A 19,275-nucleotide genomic window follows, 5' to 3' on the forward strand; every position below is an offset into this window, starting at 1 on the left:
AATTAAAAAGGCCACTAATATGTGGCCTTTTTAATAGCTAATATTCTCTATCCTTGATTCAATATTAAATCTATCGTTTGGAAGGAAACCCTTTATTATCAATACGATTCCGCAAACGATAAGTATAATTCCAATACCCTTCTTTATCAAGCGAATACGTGTACCCGTTAATTTCTTCTTTAACTGCTTGGCCAACAAAATTTTAAACAAATCCGTAATGAAATAGGAAAGTATCATTGTGGTAAAAAATACTCTAATTCGGGAAGGTTCATTATCCAAGCTTGGTCCCACAATTATTATAACTCCCAACCAAAATACAAGTACACCAATATTTATAAAATTTAAAAGAAAGCCTTTCACAATGAGACCTAGATAGTCACTTCGCTTAGATTTAATCGGAATTTTCGAACTATTCCTTGAACCGTGTTTAAAAAAAATAGTTATCCCATATACCAAAAGGATAACACCGCCAAAAACGTAAAGACCTGGTTGATTGCTTAGATTCTCAAGCAATTGGTAACTACTGAAATAGGCTATGGTGATGAAAAGAATGTCCGCTATTATTACTCCCAAATCGAATACCAGAGCAGCACGGAAGCCCTTGATGGCACTTGTCTCAAGCAGTACAAAGAATACAGGTCCAATCATAAAGCTTAAAATAAAGCCCAATGGAATAGCTGCCTGTATATCTTCCCACATATAAATATTACATCCTTTTTATACTTCCACCAAAAACAGTTTTCTCTTCCAATTTAGGTGGATTCCCATATACGAGTACTTCGCCGCCAGCCTTCACAGCAGCCTTAACATAATCGCTCGCATAAATTTCTGCTCTAGAACCTGCATTCACATTGACAGTAGAGAATTTGGTCTTAAGAGCTTTACCTTCGTAAACGCCTCCTGTGTTAATTTGAACATCCTGCAAATTTGCAACACCTGTTGCTTTGACAATACCTCCTGAAACCGATTTTATCAAAAGTTGCTCCACCTCTGTTGAAACATTCACCTCTCCTCCTTCTTGGGACTTCAATTCCAAAACATCCTGAACAATCGTACCCTCTGAAATAATCCTAGCATCCTCGTTGACATCGATGACCATAATATCTTCTGTGTAATACAAATCGACAAAAGTCTTATAACCACTAAAGAACTTGGTAATCTGCATGCGAATCTTCAGAATACCATCATTATTTACAATAGCTACTTTATCCGTATTCTCACCTGAAATAACGGCCTTGTTTTCAGAAGACCGAATAAGCTTAATAGAAATCCCGTCAAAACCCTTCACCTCGGCGAACTTACCCAGGCCAACAGATACCTTGCTATCCTGTGCCCCTAAGGCGTTACCCAGAAAAATACTTAAGATTAAAACTAACTGCTTCATTTTTAAGGTTTCATATCCGATAAACGGAAATTGATTTTAAGCAATTCCATGAAACAAAATTCATTCCAAAAAGCTATCCATTCTTCCCTAATAAAGAAAAATCCAAGTGTCTCTTAATCAAATCGGTACTCTTTACCATAACCACGACCTCGTCTCCCAATTGATACATTTTCTTGGTCCGTTCTCCAATTATGGCATATTGCTTCTCATCAAAGATATAATAATCTCCTTTTATGTCCCTGATGCGCACCATACCTTCACATTTGTTCTCGATAATCTCCACATAAATTCCCCACTCCGTCACACCACTGATGACACCTAAAAATTCTTGGTCCTTATGGTCTTCCATGAACTTGATCTGCATGTACTTTATGGAATCCCTTTCTGCATTGGCCGCCAGTGCCTCCATATCGGAAGAATGTTTACACTTCTGCTCATATATATCAGCCTTAACCGTATTCCCTCCATCCAAATAATGCTGCAATAAGCGGTGCACCATAACATCCGGATATCTTCTGATAGGTGAGGTAAAATGGGTATAATAATCAAAGGCCAATCCGTAATGTCCTATATTATCAACCGTATAAACCGCTTTACTCATGCTACGAATAGCAAGTGTATCGACTAAATTCTGCTCCTTTTGACCTTTTACATCTTCCAATAATTGGTTCAACGAAGCACTAATGGATTTCTTATCCTTAAAATTTAGCTTATGACCAAACCTGGAGATAATACCGTTCAACGCGATCAGCTTGTCCTCATCCGGGTCATCATGTACCCTATACACAAATGTTTTCTTGGGTTTCTGTTTTCCAATGAACTCCGCTACCTTTCTATTTGCCAATAACATAAATTCCTCAATGAGTTTATTGGCATCCTTGGCTTCCTTAAAATATACCCCAATAGGTTCATTATTTTCATTCAAATTAAAGCGAACCTCTACCTTATCAAAAGAAATGGCCCCTTGTTTCATGCGCTTCTTTCGCATGATCTTTGCCAGTTTGTCCATGGTCAACGTAGCCTCAACCACATCCTCACCAACCTGATAGGCCTTACCACGAATTGACACATGTTCTGGAATGTGTCCTGAACCGCTTTCAATAATATGTTGGGCTTCCTCGTACGCAAAACGTTCGTTCGAATTGATTACGGTACGGCCAAACCATTGATTTTTGATAACAGCAGTATTATCCAATTCAAAAATTGCAGAAAACGTATATTTTTCCTCATTGGGACGCAACGAACAGGCATTATTGGAGAGCACCTCAGGCAACATAGGCACCACTCGATCCACCAAGTAGACCGAAGTGGCCCTATCATATGCCTCATCATCAAGAATAGTATCCACCTCCAGGTAATGAGAAACATCGGCTATATGAATCCCAATTTCATAGTTCCCGTTTTCCAAAACGGTAAAAGAAAGTGCGTCATCAAAATCTTTGGCATCCTTAGGGTCTATCGTAAAGGTCAATACGTCTCGCATATCCCTTCGTTTGGTAATCTCCTCTTTTTTGATGGTAGTATCCAGTCCATCGGCAAAACGTTGTACCTCTATAGGAAATTCATAGGGTAGCCCGTATTCCGCCAAGATGGAATGTATTTCCGTATTGTGCTCACCGGGAATCCCCAAAATTTCGGTAATCTTACCATAGGGAGAATCCACACCATCAGGCCAATCCAAAAGTTCCACAATTACCTTCTCCCCATCCTTGGATCCATTAAGATTTTCTTTGGTAATGAAGATATCCGTATACATTCTAAAATCGGAGGGACGCACAAAGGCAAAGGTTTTTTGCATGTCCACCACACCTACAAAGGTGCTTTTATGACGCTCCAAAACACGAACGATCTCACCTTCCAGTTTTTTGCTTTTCTTCCTTGGATAGATATACACTTCCACCACATCTTTATGAAAAGCCTTGTTCAACTTATTAAAAGGGACAAAAACATCGTCGTCCATCCCTTCCACAACAATATAGGCGTTCCCTCGTCCGGTTACATCCACGGTACCTGTATGATAGGTCTTAACATCTTCCAATACTTGATAACTACCCCTAGCAACTTCCCGAATGCGTTTTTTTTCCTTTAATTGGGCTAATCTCTGAATCAATGTATTCCTATCATGGGCATCGGTAATTCCTATTTTTGCGGCAATTTGTTTGTAGTTGAAACTTTTGCTTGGTTCCTTCTCCAAAACAGTAAAAATCCCTTTGGTAATTTCGTTCTTCCTGTGATTTCTACTCTTCTTATTTTTTTTCGACATTAAAGTTTCTGTTTGTTGGAAAATTACGAATTATAATCCACTAGCACGTGTTATATCACAATCATAGTTGTTATCAACATTAAGTATATAATTATCTTTTTCTTTAATCTTTTAAAAATAAAATGATGATTATGATAGGGTGTTAATAAGGGGTAAAACTATTTTTAAAAATACTTGACTTTATTAGATACGAATAGTTATTGACATATAATGAGTACTCAAGAAATCTAAAAATCAGGCTATTAAAAAAGTTATTAAAATGAGTTTATAACCCATTTCAACATTCATTTTTTAATAAGTTAATGTAAATTTAATGTTAATTACAAGACGGATAGTTTTGAAAAACGGGGAATACTTTCTAATAGTTTTTTTCGCGTTTTCTTAGGAATGATTGTATTGTGCATTATTAAAATTCCATACAAATTTTAATTTGCTTTTTTTTCAACAACTTATGAGTGTCTAAATTGTGAAATATACACACGAATGAACACCCTTCTGACAATTTTTGAAAATCTATGTTGTAAACGGATCATTTTTTGTGGTCACCATGTGGAAGTTGTACCTTTAGAAGCGTTTTAACGTTCCCCCAACGCTTAAAAACATATAAGACTTACACGCGAAACCCTCATCTAGGGATTTTTTATGGTAAGTTAAATACCTCTTCCAAGGTAAATTTTTAAAAATCAAGCTATTAACCTAATTATAAACACATGAAAATAGCTATAGGAAACGACCATGCAGGTACCGATTATAAACTTGCCGTCATAGGTCTACTGCGTTCAATGGATATTGAAGTCGTCAATTTTGGAACCGATGGTTCCGATAGCGTAGATTATCCAGATTTCGTACATCCGGTCGCCCAGGAGGTGGAAGATGGCAACGTGGATTATGGAATTATTATCTGCGGTAGTGGCAACGGGGCTTCCATGACCGCGAACAAACATCAAAAGGTCAGGGCCGCGTTGTGCTGGAACAAGGAAATTGTGGAATTGGCCAGGGAACATAATAATGCGAACATCTTAAGCCTACCGGCACGGTATATAGCCTTACAACAAGCCTTGGAAATGGTGGAAGTTTTTCTAAAAACGCCTTTCGCCGGTGGTCGTCACGAAAGGAGAATCGAAAAGATTCCTTGTATTTAGTAGCTTACTTGTATGGGCCACGGTCACCATCATCACGCACACGGACATTCCCATCCAAAGGTGGAAGGCAGGAACCTCATAATTTCAATTTTACTGAATATTCTCATTACCGCTTCACAAGTGGTAGGGGGGATCATATCTGGAAGTCTTGCTTTATTATCCGATGCGCTGCACAACTTTAGTGATGTCTTATCGCTCATCGTTAGTTATATAGCGAACGTTCTTTCCAAAAGAAAGGCATCGACCACGAAGACATTTGGTTATAAAAGGGCCGAAATCATTGCCGCTTTTGTTAACTCCGCCACATTGATCGTTGTTGCGGTTCTGTTGATAAAGGAAGCTATCGAGCGATTTATACATCCGGAAGAAGTGGAATCCAGTCTGGTCATTTGGCTGTCTTTGTTGGGTATCGCCGCCAATGGTTTCAGTGTGCTGCTCATAAAAAAGGATTCGGATAAAAATATGAACATGAAATCTGCCTATTTGCATTTGCTTACGGATATGTTGGCTTCCGTAGCCGTGTTGATCGGTGGTCTGTTGATGAAGTTCTACGAAATCTATTGGGTGGACCCCTTCTTGACGTTTATCATCGCCGTTTATCTCATATTTATGGGCTTTGACCTTTTAAAGGATTCTACCCGGGTATTGATGTTGTTCACACCCAATACCATACAGGTGCAACATATTGTGGATACCATATTGAAAATTAAGCCCGTAAAAAACGTGCACCACGTGCATATATGGCAGTTGAACGAAGATGAAGTACATCTGGAAGCACATATCGATTTTTTGGAAGATATAAAATTATCGGAATTCGACGCGATTTTAGAGGAGATAGAGGAGGAGCTCTACCATACCCACGGCATCAACCATATCAACATTCAACCGGAATTTGGTAAGTGCGATTCCAAACATGTGATTGTTCAGGATTGACTCGATAATTTGGGATATTGGCATTGTCAATGTGTTTAATTATCCTTGACTTACTTAAATCAGCTATTTTTAAGAATTTAAAGAGTAATTTTCTGATTTTTATAGGTTTGTACAATGGTTTACTATAAACTTTCTTTTTAATGAAAATCTATAAATCCAAAATTAGCTGGGGGCTTTTAGCTGTTCCGATGCTCCTTTTTCTAGGTATTATAGTATCCATGATCGTGAAGGGCGAAGATACGTCCGGCATACTGACGACTTCCGGTATCTTTCTCGCTGTATGCCTGTTTATTTCGTATCTGCTGCTGCATACGGAATATGCCATTGATGCCGATATATTGTATGTAAAAAGCGTTTTCGTGTATAGAAAGCACCTGGATATTTCAAGAATAACATCTGTAAAAAAGACAAAAAACATTTTTTCCGCCCCTGCGGCATCTTTGGATAGAATACAACTTACCTATGATAAATTTGGAGTTTTAGTGCTATCTCCCAAGGAAAAGGAAAATTTCGTAAAAGATTTGGTAGTAATAAATCCCACTATAAAAGACTACGTAAACCCATGAACACATCCATAAAAAGATTCAACGAATTGGATACGTCTGAACTCTATGCAATATTACAGCTGCGCAGTGAGGTATTTGTGGTTGAACAAAGCTGTGTATACCAGGATTTGGACGGTAAGGATGCAAAGGCCCTACACGTTATTGGAAAAAAGGCTGGAGAAATCGTTGCCTACACCCGTGTGTTCGCACCGGGCGATTACTTTGCCGAGGCCAGTATTGGTAGGGTAGTGGTCAAACAAAGTCAACGGAAATATGGGTATGGCAAGGTGATAATGGAAGCATCCATAAAGGCGGTTGAGGAAGAATTGGGCACAAAAACCATTCGAATTTCTGCACAGACCTACTTGTTGAAATTTTACAATTCATTGGGCTTTAAAGCGGAAGGACCCGAGTATTTGGAAGATGGCATTCCGCATGTTTCTATGGTGCGGGGAAAATAAAAAGCTTCAATAAGGGGTTTGTTAATTTTAATTTTGTACGCAATTGGAACATAGACTGTTTTATTTATATTCATTCGTTGGCATTTAAAAAAAAGTGAAAATCATTTCATGGAATTGTAATGGCGCATTTAGAAAGAAATTTGATATTATTTCAAGTTTAGATGCGGATATTTATGTTATCCAAGAATGTGAAGATCCTAGTAGAACACGTGACAGAAGATATATAGATTGGAGTAATAACCACTTATGGATAGGGGATTCTAAAAACAAAGGTCTTGGCATTTTCGCTAAATCAGATATTAAACTAGAACATCTTGTTTGGTCTAATAATTTTAGAGACCATTCTGTAAAGTATTTTTTACCTTGTTTAGTGGATAATAAATTCCAACTATTGGGTGTCTGGACACATCGTAATAACTCACCAAATTTTGGCTATATGGGTCAGTTTTGGAAATATCTGGAAACAAATTTGAAATATTTCGAGAACCCAATAATAGCTGGAGATTTTAATAGCAATGCTATTTGGGATCAATGGGATAGATGGTGGAATCATTCAGATGTAGTTCAAATACTAAAGCAGAAGCAAATTGAAAGTATATATCATATTATTTCGGGTGAAGAACAAGGATGTGAAACTACACCAACATTTTGGCTTCAAAAAAATGCAGCAAAGCCATATCATATTGACTATGTCTTTTTAAGTAAGGAATTTCAAAAACCAAAATCATTTAAAATTGGGGAACGATCTAACTGGATTGAATTCAGCGATCATGTTCCACTAATACTTGAATTATAATGGGTAAAAAGTTAACTGTATACATGATTGATGGCACTGCCTATGGACCTAGATTGAGCGAAATTGGGAATTGGGTTGGAAAAGCTATTTATAGTCCGCGATCATCTGTAAATAAAATTATGGACAGAACAGAGTTTGAAAACCCGGGGGTTTACTGTCTAAAGGGAGACCCGACACACGAGGCCTTTGACGAGAAAATTTACATTGGAGAAGCAGAAAACATCAAAGTAAGACTAAAGCAACACTTAAGCGATCCAAACAAAGACTTTAAGGAGTTTATATTTTTTGTCAGTAAGGACGAATTATTAACAAAAACGCAAATTAGATATTTAGAGTCAAGATTAGTTCAACTTGCTATAGAAGCGAGGACCGCCCAGATAGACAACGGAAATTCGCCAAGTTTGCCAACTCTACACGAAGCGGATATTTCAGATATGGAGTATTTCTTGGAACAAATAAAGCTCATCCTACCTGTAATGGGCTTCAATTTTTTGATTTCGTCAACTGTAACCCCAAAAGACTTGCAACTTAATCGACATAAGTCAGAAATCCACGAGACATACTTTATTAAGACAAGGACTTTTAGTGCGAAAATGATGGAAACAGACCAAGGATATATTGTTACTAAAGGAAGTGAAGCGAAGAAATCGCTATCAAACTCTTGTACTGAGACTTATCGAAATATGCGAAGGAAGCTACTTGAGACAAAAATCATGGTTGAAGATGGGGATAAATTAATCTTCGCCGAAGACGCAGTATTTAACAGTCCAAGTGCGGCATCTAATATGATTTTAGGCCGCAACTCAAATGGTTTTTCAGAATGGGTAAATAAAGATGGATTGACATTTAAGGAAGTGCAAGAAAAAATAAACAGCTAATATCAACCTTGCTATGGTAGCCGTCGCAAGAATCATTTCTTGTGGTAAAATAGATACTTCGCTTCGCTCAGTATGACAAAACACAAAGGCAGTCCTAGGAATTCCTTTCTTTTGATAAAACAGGCTTTTAAACTAAAAGATTGGAATAGAACGGAAAACAAAAAGGCACGCAAACGCATGCCAATATTTTCTAAGTACCGTATTTTGATAATTAAATCTTGATCGGTTCTTTATTACTTAGGTTGATATCCTCCAACATGGTGTCCGTAAACTTATAATGTCCACGGGTAGTAATGATTCTAAATCGGTTGGACTTCATCCTGCTCAAGGTATCCAGGAACAACCATTTGGTTTTTAACAGACGGGGCTTTTCGGATTTTAGGCTGATATCGAAAAAGTACTTTCGCCCGTTTTTAACGGCAACGATGTCCGGGGTAATTTTTTCGTCGGCTCCCTTTCTACTGTAGGATTTAGGCTTTTCGTAGCCTTCCAGATCTGCCTTGATATTCTCGAAGCCCGTAGCTTCCAAATGATGTATCGATTTTTCTAAAAATTCCGTGTTTTCTGACTTGTCTAATTTTATCATACCCTATAAAATAACAAAAAACAGGAGAAATCCAAGAATTAAACCCTGATTAACAGGTTTTTAACTTAATCACACCAATACTTTGGCAATTCTATTGGTTACTAGGAAGTCCAATTTTAAGACCAGATTGAAGGGTTGCTCCGCCTTGTTGTTTTTGGAATGGTACAAATAACCGGCCGTTCTTGGGTCTAATTCCTGTACCTCCAGCTTTCCATGTGGAACCGAACCATTTTGATAATAATTCATCAACGAATTTTTGCTTACACCTTTAGCTTCTAAAAAGGACACCAATTTGCTCCGGTTTACAAAAGTGACCTTGCATGAGGTATACTTGGCGGGTTCGTCTTCGTAGATGGCGGTTACCAAAGCATAGAAATCGGTTTTTTTGGCCGAATCAAAAAGCCACCCCTCCTTAAGCACACCGTTTTTCAGATAATGGAGTTCAAAGGCAAAGGTGGGCAGGTCCTCGTTGATATAATCCAACTGGGCCTTTTCATCTACCAGAAAGGTTTCTTGGGTTTTTCTATGCTTAAAGATTACATCAACACCCCGCAATTGGTCCTGTAGGCTTTGGACCCTTTCAAAATCGTAATGTTTCAACCATTTTGAATAATAGGTGTCCAACAATTCTGAGAGTCTTTTTTCCTTTCCAAGGTCCGATGTAAAAGTACTCTTCAAAACAAGGATTTACGGATTGATTTTTTCAAAAAGGGCCGCTCCTATTTTGGAGACAATCCCAACCACCAAGGCATTTCCCATAAAAAAGGCACGTTTTGTATCGCTAATGCCCTTCAATTGGGTATGATTGTCCGGGAACATGTTCAAACGTTCCAATTCTATAGGGGTCAAGCGGCGAAGACCTTTTGGGGTCTGTACTACATGTTTAAATCGGGACGGACTTTTTCCTCCCTCTCCGGTAATGATGGTTCTGGAGGCATTGTCCAAGGCATCGGGGAAAACCATGGCGCCCTCGCTGTAATTATAACTAAAACCATTTTTTGCGGTTCGCACCTCTTTTTTTGCCCCTTTTAAATACTCCCATTTTGCCACATCTTGTTCATCAATGTAATATTCCCTTGGAACAGCGTCTTTTTGAAGCACATCCCCAAGGACCATTTTTACACCATCGTAATCCGCCTTGGTCTTTAAGGTGGTGACTTTCCCTTCCACAAAGACCCCTGTATTTTCAAAAGGCGACAGTTTTTGGCCTTTGTTGAAGTTGTCCGAGAGGGAGACCAAATCTCCCTCTATAGCAAACTCTCGAATAGCCGAAGTGTTTCCATCAACTGGAAAGGCACCGGCCAAAATACCTTCCTGAAGCATCCATGTTTCGGCACCCGATTTTTTCAGTTTTTTATATATCTCCGTGCTTTTGTGATAGCCCAGAAAAAAAATGCGCCTTCGCCGCTGGGGCATCCCATAATCCGCCGCATTGATAACGCGCCATTCCACGGCATAGCCAAGTTCCTCCAAACTCTTGAGCATGATGGCAAAATCACGTCCCCGTTGGTTGGAAGGAGATTTCAGCAAGCGGTCCACATTTTCTAAAAAAAGGTATTTGGGCGGGCGTTTTTTTTCGGATAAAATCCTGTGGATGCTCCACCACAACACCCCTTTTTTTCCGATCAATCCCCTCGAATTTTGTAGGGTGGTGGCCACCGAATAGTCTTGGCAAGGGAATCCGCCCACCAATACATCGGCATCTGGAATGGAATCCGTTGGCACTTCGGAAATATCCGAATTCACGTGGTTTTCAGGTCCAAAACGTGCCTCATATACCAAGGAGGCATGCTGGGTCTTGGTGCTAGGTTCCCATTGATTGCTCCAAACCACTTCAAAATTCCCGGTTTGCTCCAACCCCAGACGAAATCCGCCTACCCCGGCAAAAAGTTCTATTACACGTAATTTGTTCACACCGTTACTTTTAACCCAACGTTTAAATTTAAAAACCCTCTTTCAGGGTTTCTTTGGGGCTAATGTAACCAAATTATACAATGAGATCCAAATACCAATTCAAGTAAAAAGAAGTGGATTCTTTACTTTTACAAAAAAACCACATGCAATATTTCACCAAGATCTTGATACTTCTTTTTCTTTTGGTCCTTGGGTGCAACACCAAAGAAGTCGTAAACGAAAATTTGGACGCTTACATTGAAGCGATAAAAAAGGAACATGCACCCGATAAAAGGGTTGCCCTTTTCAATATAGAAGGCAAGCATTCTGCGAACGGCTGGACCCTTCTTGGCGAAAGCACCCTTCCCGATGCGGTCCTTGCCCTAAAGAAGATATTGAACGAAGCTGATGTGGTATATACCGATAGCATTAAAATCCTACCGGACCCTAGTTTGGAGGGCAAACACGTTGCCTTGGTTACGAATTCCGTCGCCAACTTACGAAGCGAGCCCAAACACTCGGCAGAGCTTGCCACACAGGCAACCTTGGGAACACCTTTGAAAGTTTGGAAAAAGGAGGGAGGATGGTATTATATCCAGACACCGGACAAGTACCTTTCCTGGGTAAATGCCGGCGAGATTACGGTAATGACCGATACGGAATTGGCCAGCTGGATGAACCTCAAAAAAATCATCTACACGAACACCTATGGACATGCATTTTCTGGAATCGACGCCCAAACACGCGTTTCTGATCTGGTCGCAGGCAGCATTTTGGAAACCACCGGGGAAGGTGTGGATTTTTATACGGTTCGTTTCCCCGATGGCCGGGAAGGTTTTGTAAAGAAGGAAGAGGCATCATTGTATGATACTTGGTTGGAAGGTTTGGACAGGAGCCAGGAATCCCTTTTGGCCACTTCCAAAACCCTCATGGGCGTACCTTATCTTTGGGGAGGCACCTCCACCAAGGGCATGGATTGCAGCGGCTTTACCAAAACCATCTATTTTTTGAACGGGGTGATTATCCCGCGGGATGCCTCTCAGCAGGTTGATGCCGGAATCCCCGTTGATTCGACCAAGAGCTTTGACAAGCTTCAAAAAGGGGATTTGTTGTTCTTTGGACGAAAAGCCACGGATTCCACCGCCGAAAAAGTGGTACATGTAGGCATGTGGATCGGCAATAATGAATTTATCCATGCTTCGGACAGAATACGGATCAGCAGTATGGACAGGGACGCCGAAAACTATGACGAATACAATTTAAACAGGTATCTACGAACGAAACGTGTTTTTAAGGAACAGGACGCCCTATTGATAGATTTGGCCCAAACGCCCGTGTTCAAGGATTGAAATTTAAAAGTATCGATTTGATTTTTTGACCCAAAAGACATGATTTTCAAATAGGCCCTTGGTTTTTGTATATTTATTGGTATCGCCAAAGAGCATAATTTCCTAGGTCTTATTCCAGATTGTTTGGTAAACCGATAACCATTGAAAACCTTCCGCCGATGAACCATTTACATATAACACCCAAAAGGTATTTTCCCTTTCTGACCGCAATCTTGTTTTTTACGCTTTTTTGGGGATATTCCCAAAAACCTCAAGAGGCCAAACCGCCCAATATTGTCTTTATGATTGCCGATGATTGGTCCTATCCCCATGCTGGGGCTTATGGGGATGCCTTGGTGCGTACCCCCACCTTTGATGGTTTGGCAAAAAACGGGGCCGTTTTTGAAAATGCCTATTGCGCCGCACCTTCCTGCTCCCCATCGCGGGCAAGCATTTTGTTGGGAAAATATCCGCACCAACTGGAAAGTGCCGGAAATCTCTGGTCGGTGATACCGTCCAAGTTCACCAACTGGATGCGTTTGTTGGAAGATTATGGGTATCATACTGGGAAAAGCAGAAAAGGGTGGGGCCCGGGTGATTTTGAAGCAGGAGGCTATACCCATAACCCTGCGGGCAAGGATTATGAAGATTTTGATGTGTTTTTGGAAGCTAGAGGTAAGGATCGGCCCTTTGCCTATTGGTTCGGGAGCCAAGACCCGCACCGGGACTATGAAACCAATGCGGGGGTAAAAACAGGGATGGATGTAAACAGGGTGCCCGTCCCCGAATTTTTACCGGATGTTTCCTGCGTACGGAACGACATATTGGACTATTACTACGAAGTGGAGCGCTTTGATAGGGAGTGTGGCAATATACTCGCCAAACTCCAACGAGAGGGGCTTCTGGAAAACACTCTTATTGTCATGACCAGCGATAACGGCATGCCGTTTCCCAGGGCCAAGGCCAACCTGTACGATTTTGGCTCCCGTATGCCCTTGGCCATGTACTGGAAAGGGCACATAGAGGGCGGGTTGCGCATTACGGAGTTTGTCAACTTCGTAGATTTTGCGCCTACCTTTGTAGAGGCCGCAGGGTTGCCACGGCAAGCCGAATTTAGCGGGAATTCACTGTTGCCGCTATTTGATACGGAAGCTGCGAAGGCTGGCCGAGACATGGTTTTCTTGGAACGGGAGCGCCATGCCAATGTGCGCAAAGGCAATCTAAGTTATCCGTCGAGAGCCGTGCGCACCCATGAATATCTATATATTCGGAATTTTGAACCGGACCGATGGCCGGCCGGGGACCCAACGGTGCATCAATCCGTAGGGCAGTATGGCGACGTGGACAATTCCATCACCAAATATCTGATCATGCAAGGCAAAGGGAACTCAGAAAAGGAAGCTTATTATGAATTGGCTTTTGGGAAACGACCCGAAGAAGAGCTCTACATTCTTGAAAACGACCCTTACAATCTAAGGAACGAAGCCAATAACCCAAAGTATGCCTCGGTACTGAACCTCCTGCGAAAACATTTGACAGGATGGATGGAAAACACGGGAGACCTACGCGCCAAGGAACTAAGGACCAATTATTGGGACGAGGTCCTCTATACCCCAACCTATCAAATGGAAAACAAGGACATATCCGTAGAAATCCAAGCGTACAAACAACTCGTTCGAGACGGTGGTGGTTTTAAGGAGGTCCAATGCCTTGACCCATAAAAAAGGAGGCGCCAGCAACACAAGGATATATTGGAGGCTACACAGCGTATTTCATGAAATGACGCTGAATTAACGTTGCCCAGCCAACTTCTTGAGATTGTTTGCTATTTTGAACATTCTCTTGTGCGAGGTTCTTTCACCTATTTTCCATAACCACCCGTATCAGCGACCAAAAACATGGTCTAAATGGGCCTTATCCGGTTTGCGATTTTTGGTCATAAGACTTACAACCACATAGGTAAGCATCGACAACAGAAAAGCAGGTATTATTTCGTGTACGTCCTTTAAGGACTCATAATTGAACCTAAAGACAAAACGCCAAACAATATTCGTTAACATTCCCACGACCATAGAGCTTAAAGCGCCCATATCCGTGCCCCATTTTAAATAGAGTCCCCCAAAAATGGCCGGAAAAAAGCTTGCCGCAAATACGGCGCCAGCAAAGGCGGTTAGCTCCACAATACCTGCTATCGGGTAAAGCGTCAACAAGAAAACGAACAAACAGTAAATGGCCATGAACCATTTGGTCCTGGGAATTATCTTGGATTCTTGCATCGGCTTGGCCACATGCCAAATGTCCTTGACGAAAGCGGTTCCTATGATGATGATGACGGAAGCCAAGGAGGACATTCCTGCGGCAAAAAGACCTGCCACACAAATACCGCTTACCAGTTTATTATCGAACTTATCCAACATAAATCCAATAACTTCATCCGTATGGTTTATGAGATAATTGGCCTCTTCCGGGGTTGCCATACCGTGTACCAATGCGCCCAGACCCATGACACACACCAAGGAAATTCCTAAGAAAACAGGCGTCCATATCATGGCGAACCGCATGCTTTTGGTGTTGTTGACCGAGTAAAAACGGATGAGGTTCTTGGGTTCCGAAATCTGTTTCATACCTACGGAGAGCCCAATTCCCAAGATGTACAGAAACGAAACCAACTCCCCAAAAGTCACCAATCCAGAATTTATAGGGGTGCCCGCTTTGGACAAATGGTCCGTGTTCGATACCACTTCGAAAAGATTGTCCACGCCACCCACGTACATAAAAGGAATGGCCAACATCAAAATGGCCACCCCGAACATGATGATACCTTGTATGGCATCGGTCCAAAGCACGCTGTACATGCCGCCCCAAATGGTATAGGCGCAGGTTACGGCAATAATGGCAAAAGATCCATATTCATAGGGAATATCCAACACGGACGTAAGCACGTGGGCGCATCCTTTGGCGATGCCTACCATGTACCAAAGCGTTGCAAAGAGAATGATAACGGCGGAAAGCACCCTGATCGTCTGTGCCAAGGAACTCTTATATCGCAGATGAAAATAATCTGGGATGGTGAACGACTTTAACCGTGCGGTCTGGAACCGCATTTTGGGCCCCAGTAATTGCCAGGAGACGACACAAAAAAAGGTCCAAATAAAACCCATCCAAGCCCAGGAAAGCCCCAGTTCAAAGGATTTTCCAGCCTGGCCAATATAGGTGTTCGTACTGGCCGATGTGGAAAAAAAGGCCAAGGAAATCACCCATCCCGGGATTTCCCTTTTGGCCACATAAAAACCTTCAACACCTTCCGATGCTTTCTTTTTAAAAAACCACCCGATGTAAAGACAACCGCCTACATAAAGGGCCGTTAAAATAAGGGTTACGTAGTGCTCGTAGAAGTAGTCCATCAGTGCTCCGGATTATGGTCGTTTTCCTCCACGTGAATATCCCTTTTAAGGACCAACGCTGCGTTGATGATGACTAGAATCAAGATTCCCACATAGGGAATCCAGGTTAAAAAATCCATAGTTTGGTTATTTGGTTTGGAATAGTTTTTTTACCTCGTTTTTGGTAACCTTGCCCAGGACGTTTCTTGGCAGCTCCCGTTGTATTATGTATTTCCTGGGAATTTTATATCCGGGCATTTGGGTCTTTAGCCAAGTATTCAATGCTTCCGTTTTTAAGGCTTCGCCGGACGGAACCAGGCATGCGGCAATGACCTCGCCCCACTCTTCATCGGGCAGGCCAACTACGGCACAATCGGCAATATGTTCATGTTTTCTAAGGACATCCTCAATTTCCAAGGCCGATATTTTATATCCACCGGACTTGACAATGTCCACACTGTCCCTGCCCAAAATCTTGTAAAGTCCGTGGTTCAGCATACCAATATCGCCCGTAATGAACCAACCGTCTTTGGTAAAGGCTTTTGCCGTTGCATCGGGTTTTTGCCAATATTCCTTGAACACACTGGGCCCCTTAATCTGGAATTCTCCCGGTTCGTTGGCCCCAACAGGATTGTTCTCTTGGTCTACCAGGCGCATTTCTACCGTTGGCAGGGGCAAACCAACATGGCCAGGCCTGCGTTCTCCTCGGTAGGAATTGGATAGGCCCATGCCAATTTCCGTCATACCATAACGTTCCAAAAGGGTTTGCCCCGAAATGGTGCGCCATTTTTCAAGTACGGGCACCGGTAAGGCGGCAGATCCAGAGACCATCAGTCGTAGTTTGGAGGCCGCTTCGGACATTTTTTTCTTTTCTTCTTCGCTTTCATTATCCCAAAAGGCAATCAGTTTGTAATAAATCGTCGGCACCGCCATAAAGAGTGTAAGCCTACCCGAAGTAATGATTTCCCAGACTTTTTCATCGTTGAACTTCGGCAAAAATTCACAACAGGCGCCACTCCATAACGCACAGCTCATCACATTGATAATCCCATGGACGTGATGTAAGGGTAGAATGTTCAAAATATAATCGTCTTTTTCCCATTCCCAGGCATTTACTAAAGCCGTAATCTGTGCTTCAATATTGGTGTGAGTAGTTACTACGCCCTTGGGCTTACTGGTAGTGCCGCTGGTGTATAAGATCATGGCCCTTCTGTCTGGGGAAAAATTTGGAAGGGTTGCTTTTCCAGCCACCAAAACATCTTCCATGGGAACCACGGAAACACCCAAAATTGCCTCCAAGGGCCTTAAAAAGTCCACATAATCCTTGTGGGCAATGACTATTTCCGCCTGGGTATCCTCCAGCACATATTGAATGGAGGGCAAAGGATGTAATACGCATAGGGGTACCGCGATGCCGCCCGCTTTCCAGATTCCCCATTGAATGGCGGTATATTCAAAAGAAGGAGGCACCAAAAACGTGATCCGTGCCTCTTCAAGGTCTTTAGAACCGGACAATAAATTGGCGGCTACGGCTTCTGCCGATGCTATAAGTTCGTTATAGGTATATTCCGTTTTGTTTGAAACAAGGGCTTTTCTGGTGCTAAAAACCTTGGCGCGGTCAAATAGTTTTAACATTATGGGTCGGTTAGGTTGCTGTCGCTACGGGTTCAAGTCAAAGGCAATTATTTTATTCCCTATTTTGGTGCCCAGTTTCTCTCCGCCACAGGCGATGGCAATATACTGCTTTCCATTAAATTCGAAAAAATATTGAAATACCACCCATTTTAATTAGTATTTCTCCTCAGATGAATTAATTGGTTGCTAAATACAACCAATAAGCATTATTAAAGACCTCTCTTTTTTGACCTCGATTGAAGCCATCAATTTAGCTCGACACTTATTTTGAAACAACATTTATGGACTTGAAAAAGGGTTTTTATAAAATCAATATGACCATTTAGAAAGGAGACAAAACAGAATTCAGGTTTTAGACAATATTACTGAAGTTGCACAAAAAAGTAAAACATTTTAGATTTCTTATATGAAAAGACCAGACTTAACAAAAATATATAATCGTAGCAAAAAATTAAACAGGCCCATCTGGCTTTGAAATCTTAATCAAAAATTGTCAAATAAAAGAGCATTATTCACGTTACGTATTGGGTTGAAACAGTTTATTCCAAGGAAAGAAAACACGGAATGGCTTTTGATAGGATATATCACCCCTAAAGAATGTCAATTATGGATAATTGAAAACCAAAAAATAGGTTGCTCTTAATCAAAAATCAGAAGACGCTTGTTACCCATCGAAATATTTCAAAAACACTTTGAAATCAAATTAATATAGTTTCCCTCTCAATTGTTTTGATAATTTTATTTCTAGACAAACTAATGACAAATATGAAAAAATGCCTATTACTATCCTCCTTTCTAATTATTAGTTTTAAAGGTTTTGCACAAATATCTTTTGAGAAGGGGTATTTCATAGATAATTCCGGACAAATTTTTGATTGCTTTATTAGGAATGTGGATTGGAAAGACAACCCAGTTGATTTTGAGTATAAACTTTCAAAAGAAGGCAAACCCAAAAGAACTTCTCTTATTTACATTAAAGAGTTTGGGATAGGAACTTCTGTTAAGTTTGTTCGAGCAACAGTAAATATTGACAAGTCTAGTGAGGACCTCAATAGAATGGGAAAGGATAGAAACCCTATTTTTGAAAAGGAAAATGTTTTCCTGGAAGTATTGACAAAAGGATATGCGAGTTTATACCAATATCGCAACGGAGGCTTAAAACGATACTTTTATTCGATAGACGCAAACCAGATTGAGCCATTAGTTTTCAAGTATTACTTGATTGATAAAGACAAAAAGGGAACAAATAACCGATTTAAACAACAATTATGGAATGAATTAAGTTGTGCAGGAATAAAAAAGGAACAGTTAGAGAAATTGACCTATACAAAAAACAGTCTTACCAATTATTTTATAAAATTCAACGAGTGTAGTGGCCAACAATTTAAGGTTTTCGGCACGAAATCTAAATATGACTTCTTCAATTTTACAGTTAGGCCTCGCATAAATAGATCATCATTGGTTGTTTCGAATTTTTTTGGAGGGTCAAAATATGCAGATTTTGGGAGTAAAACTGGATTAGGTTTTGGTATTGAAACAGAGTTTGTTTTGCCTTTTCAAAAGAACAAATGGGGACTAATAATTGAGCCAACTTACCATATGGGCTTTAAAGAAACAAAAACAACCGGTATAAATGATGGTTCGGGGGCTAATTCAATAGCTAGTTTATCATATAGTTCTATTGAACTACCAGTGGGGCTTCGGCATTATTTTTTTCTTAAAGAAAAATCCAAATTGTTTATAAATGCTTCCTATGTATACGACATTAATTCTGAAACTACTTTAATTATTCAAAGAACAGATAACCCTACGATAACCACATTGACAGGCAAAAGTTCAACCAATTGGGCATTTGGCATAGGCCTTAAAGTAGACAGATTCAGTTTAGAGGCTCGGTATTTTACCAATAGAGACATTATAAGTGACTTTTTTGCCTGGGACTCTCAGTATAATGCCTTTTCTATGATTTTAGGGTATACTGTCTTTTAATAGATGTTTATTAATTCCAGAGAATTTAAATCAAAACAATAGGTTTCATCTTAGCTATC

At 40.7% G+C, this 19,275-nt stretch carries 17 protein-coding genes; 9 read left to right on the forward strand and 8 right to left on the reverse strand.

The window, feature by feature from the left end:
- Nucleotides 1-30: 30 nt before the first annotated feature.
- From PP181_RS02845 to rnr, 3 genes are all read right to left on the reverse strand, one after another.
- A complete protein-coding gene (locus PP181_RS02845; protein WP_272635905.1) occupies nucleotides 31-699 on the reverse strand; it encodes a LysE family translocator in 669 nt (222 codons plus the stop codon).
- Nucleotides 700-706: 7 nt separating this feature from the next.
- On the reverse strand, nucleotides 707-1,384 hold the full coding sequence (locus PP181_RS02850; protein WP_272635906.1) for a head GIN domain-containing protein: 678 nt from the start codon (nucleotides 1,382-1,384) through the stop codon (nucleotides 707-709).
- Nucleotides 1,385-1,457: 73 nt separating this feature from the next.
- On the reverse strand, nucleotides 1,458-3,647 hold the full coding sequence (gene rnr / locus PP181_RS02855; protein WP_272635907.1) for a ribonuclease R: 2,190 nt from the start codon (nucleotides 3,645-3,647) through the stop codon (nucleotides 1,458-1,460).
- Nucleotides 3,648-4,357: 710 nt separating this feature from the next.
- On the opposite strand from rnr, the gene rpiB reads away from it, so the two are divergent.
- The 6 genes from rpiB (at nucleotide 4,358) to PP181_RS02885 (ending at nucleotide 8,402) form a co-directional block, all read left to right on the forward strand.
- Entirely contained in the window at nucleotides 4,358-4,789 is a 432-nt protein-coding gene (gene rpiB / locus PP181_RS02860) for a ribose 5-phosphate isomerase B (protein WP_154917744.1), read from the forward strand.
- Between the two features lie 12 nt (nucleotides 4,790-4,801).
- A complete protein-coding gene (locus PP181_RS02865) occupies nucleotides 4,802-5,722 on the forward strand; it encodes a cation diffusion facilitator family transporter (protein WP_272635908.1) in 921 nt (306 codons plus the stop codon).
- Nucleotides 5,723-5,862: 140 nt separating this feature from the next.
- The gene (locus PP181_RS02870; RefSeq protein WP_272635909.1) at nucleotides 5,863-6,288 is read left to right on the forward strand and encodes a PH domain-containing protein; all 426 of its coding nucleotides are present in this window, start codon (nucleotides 5,863-5,865) and stop codon (nucleotides 6,286-6,288) included.
- Nucleotides 6,285-6,728 (forward strand): GNAT family N-acetyltransferase, encoded by a 444-nt coding sequence (locus tag PP181_RS02875; protein ID WP_154917746.1) that lies wholly within the window; start codon nucleotides 6,285-6,287, stop codon nucleotides 6,726-6,728. The genes PP181_RS02870 and PP181_RS02875 overlap by 4 nt, the downstream gene beginning before the upstream one ends.
- A 94-nt stretch (nucleotides 6,729-6,822) precedes the next feature.
- On the forward strand, nucleotides 6,823-7,524 hold the full coding sequence (locus PP181_RS02880; protein WP_272635910.1) for an endonuclease/exonuclease/phosphatase family protein: 702 nt from the start codon (nucleotides 6,823-6,825) through the stop codon (nucleotides 7,522-7,524).
- Nucleotides 7,524-8,402, forward strand: coding sequence for a GIY-YIG nuclease family protein (locus PP181_RS02885; RefSeq protein ID WP_272635911.1), 879 nt, complete (start codon nucleotides 7,524-7,526; stop codon nucleotides 8,400-8,402). The genes PP181_RS02880 and PP181_RS02885 overlap by 1 nt, the downstream gene beginning before the upstream one ends.
- Before the next feature lie 211 nt (nucleotides 8,403-8,613).
- Here PP181_RS02885 and PP181_RS02890 read toward each other — a convergent pair whose 3' ends face one another.
- The 3 genes from PP181_RS02890 to dcm form a co-directional block, all read right to left on the reverse strand.
- Nucleotides 8,614-8,988, reverse strand: a complete 375-nt coding sequence (locus tag PP181_RS02890) for a hypothetical protein (RefSeq protein ID WP_154917749.1) — start codon at nucleotides 8,986-8,988, stop codon at nucleotides 8,614-8,616.
- Nucleotides 8,989-9,057: 69 nt separating this feature from the next.
- The gene (locus PP181_RS02895) at nucleotides 9,058-9,666 is read right to left on the reverse strand and encodes a hypothetical protein (protein ID WP_272635912.1); all 609 of its coding nucleotides are present in this window, start codon (nucleotides 9,664-9,666) and stop codon (nucleotides 9,058-9,060) included.
- 9 nt (nucleotides 9,667-9,675) lie between these two features.
- A complete protein-coding gene (gene dcm / locus PP181_RS02900) occupies nucleotides 9,676-10,902 on the reverse strand; it encodes a DNA (cytosine-5-)-methyltransferase (RefSeq protein ID WP_272635913.1) in 1,227 nt (408 codons plus the stop codon).
- A 143-nt stretch (nucleotides 10,903-11,045) separates the two neighbouring features.
- On the opposite strand from dcm, the gene PP181_RS02905 reads away from it, so the two are divergent.
- On the forward strand, nucleotides 11,046-12,230 hold the full coding sequence (locus PP181_RS02905; RefSeq protein ID WP_272635914.1) for an SH3 domain-containing C40 family peptidase: 1,185 nt from the start codon (nucleotides 11,046-11,048) through the stop codon (nucleotides 12,228-12,230).
- 158 nt (nucleotides 12,231-12,388) lie between these two features.
- Nucleotides 12,389-13,930: a sulfatase family protein gene (locus PP181_RS02910; RefSeq protein WP_272635915.1), complete on the forward strand. Its 1,542-nt coding sequence runs from the start codon at nucleotides 12,389-12,391 to the stop codon at nucleotides 13,928-13,930.
- Between the two features lie 162 nt (nucleotides 13,931-14,092).
- Here PP181_RS02910 and PP181_RS02915 read toward each other — a convergent pair whose 3' ends face one another.
- Nucleotides 14,093-15,613 (reverse strand): sodium:solute symporter family protein, encoded by a 1,521-nt coding sequence (locus tag PP181_RS02915; RefSeq protein WP_272635916.1) that lies wholly within the window; start codon nucleotides 15,611-15,613, stop codon nucleotides 14,093-14,095.
- 126 nt (nucleotides 15,614-15,739) lie between these two features.
- Nucleotides 15,740-17,227 (reverse strand): acyl-CoA synthetase, encoded by a 1,488-nt coding sequence (locus PP181_RS02920; protein WP_272635917.1) that lies wholly within the window; start codon nucleotides 17,225-17,227, stop codon nucleotides 15,740-15,742.
- Nucleotides 17,228-17,992: 765 nt separating this feature from the next.
- On the opposite strand from PP181_RS02920, the gene PP181_RS02925 reads away from it, so the two are divergent.
- A complete protein-coding gene (locus PP181_RS02925; RefSeq protein WP_272635919.1) occupies nucleotides 17,993-19,216 on the forward strand; it encodes a tRNA modification GTPase in 1,224 nt (407 codons plus the stop codon).
- Nucleotides 19,217-19,275: the final 59 nt, after the last annotated feature.

This window comes from Maribacter sp. PR66 (assembly GCF_028464205.1).
GTDB classification, from domain to species: domain Bacteria; phylum Bacteroidota; class Bacteroidia; order Flavobacteriales; family Flavobacteriaceae; genus Maribacter; species Maribacter flavus.

Coding starts and splice junctions, on each gene's coding strand:
- PP181_RS02845 (WP_272635905.1), bottom strand. CDS start 699: ATGTGGGAAGATATACAGGCAGCTATTCCATTGGGCTTTATTTTAAGC.
- PP181_RS02910 (WP_272635915.1), top strand. CDS start 12,389: ATGAACCATTTACATATAACACCCAAAAGGTATTTTCCCTTTCTGACC.
- PP181_RS02865 (WP_272635908.1), top strand. CDS start 4,802: ATGGGCCACGGTCACCATCATCACGCACACGGACATTCCCATCCAAAG.
- PP181_RS02875 (WP_154917746.1), top strand. CDS start 6,285: ATGAACACATCCATAAAAAGATTCAACGAATTGGATACGTCTGAACTC.
- rnr (WP_272635907.1), bottom strand. CDS start 3,647: ATGTCGAAAAAAAATAAGAAGAGTAGAAATCACAGGAAGAACGAAATT.
- PP181_RS02890 (WP_154917749.1), bottom strand. CDS start 8,988: ATGATAAAATTAGACAAGTCAGAAAACACGGAATTTTTAGAAAAATCG.
- PP181_RS02905 (WP_272635914.1), top strand. CDS start 11,046: ATGCAATATTTCACCAAGATCTTGATACTTCTTTTTCTTTTGGTCCTT.
- rpiB (WP_154917744.1), top strand. CDS start 4,358: ATGAAAATAGCTATAGGAAACGACCATGCAGGTACCGATTATAAACTT.
- PP181_RS02915 (WP_272635916.1), bottom strand. CDS start 15,613: ATGGACTACTTCTACGAGCACTACGTAACCCTTATTTTAACGGCCCTT.
- PP181_RS02870 (WP_272635909.1), top strand. CDS start 5,863: ATGAAAATCTATAAATCCAAAATTAGCTGGGGGCTTTTAGCTGTTCCG.
- PP181_RS02925 (WP_272635919.1), top strand. CDS start 17,993: ATGAAAAAATGCCTATTACTATCCTCCTTTCTAATTATTAGTTTTAAA.
- PP181_RS02920 (WP_272635917.1), bottom strand. CDS start 17,227: ATGTTAAAACTATTTGACCGCGCCAAGGTTTTTAGCACCAGAAAAGCC.
- PP181_RS02885 (WP_272635911.1), top strand. CDS start 7,524: ATGGGTAAAAAGTTAACTGTATACATGATTGATGGCACTGCCTATGGA.
- PP181_RS02850 (WP_272635906.1), bottom strand. CDS start 1,384: ATGAAGCAGTTAGTTTTAATCTTAAGTATTTTTCTGGGTAACGCCTTA.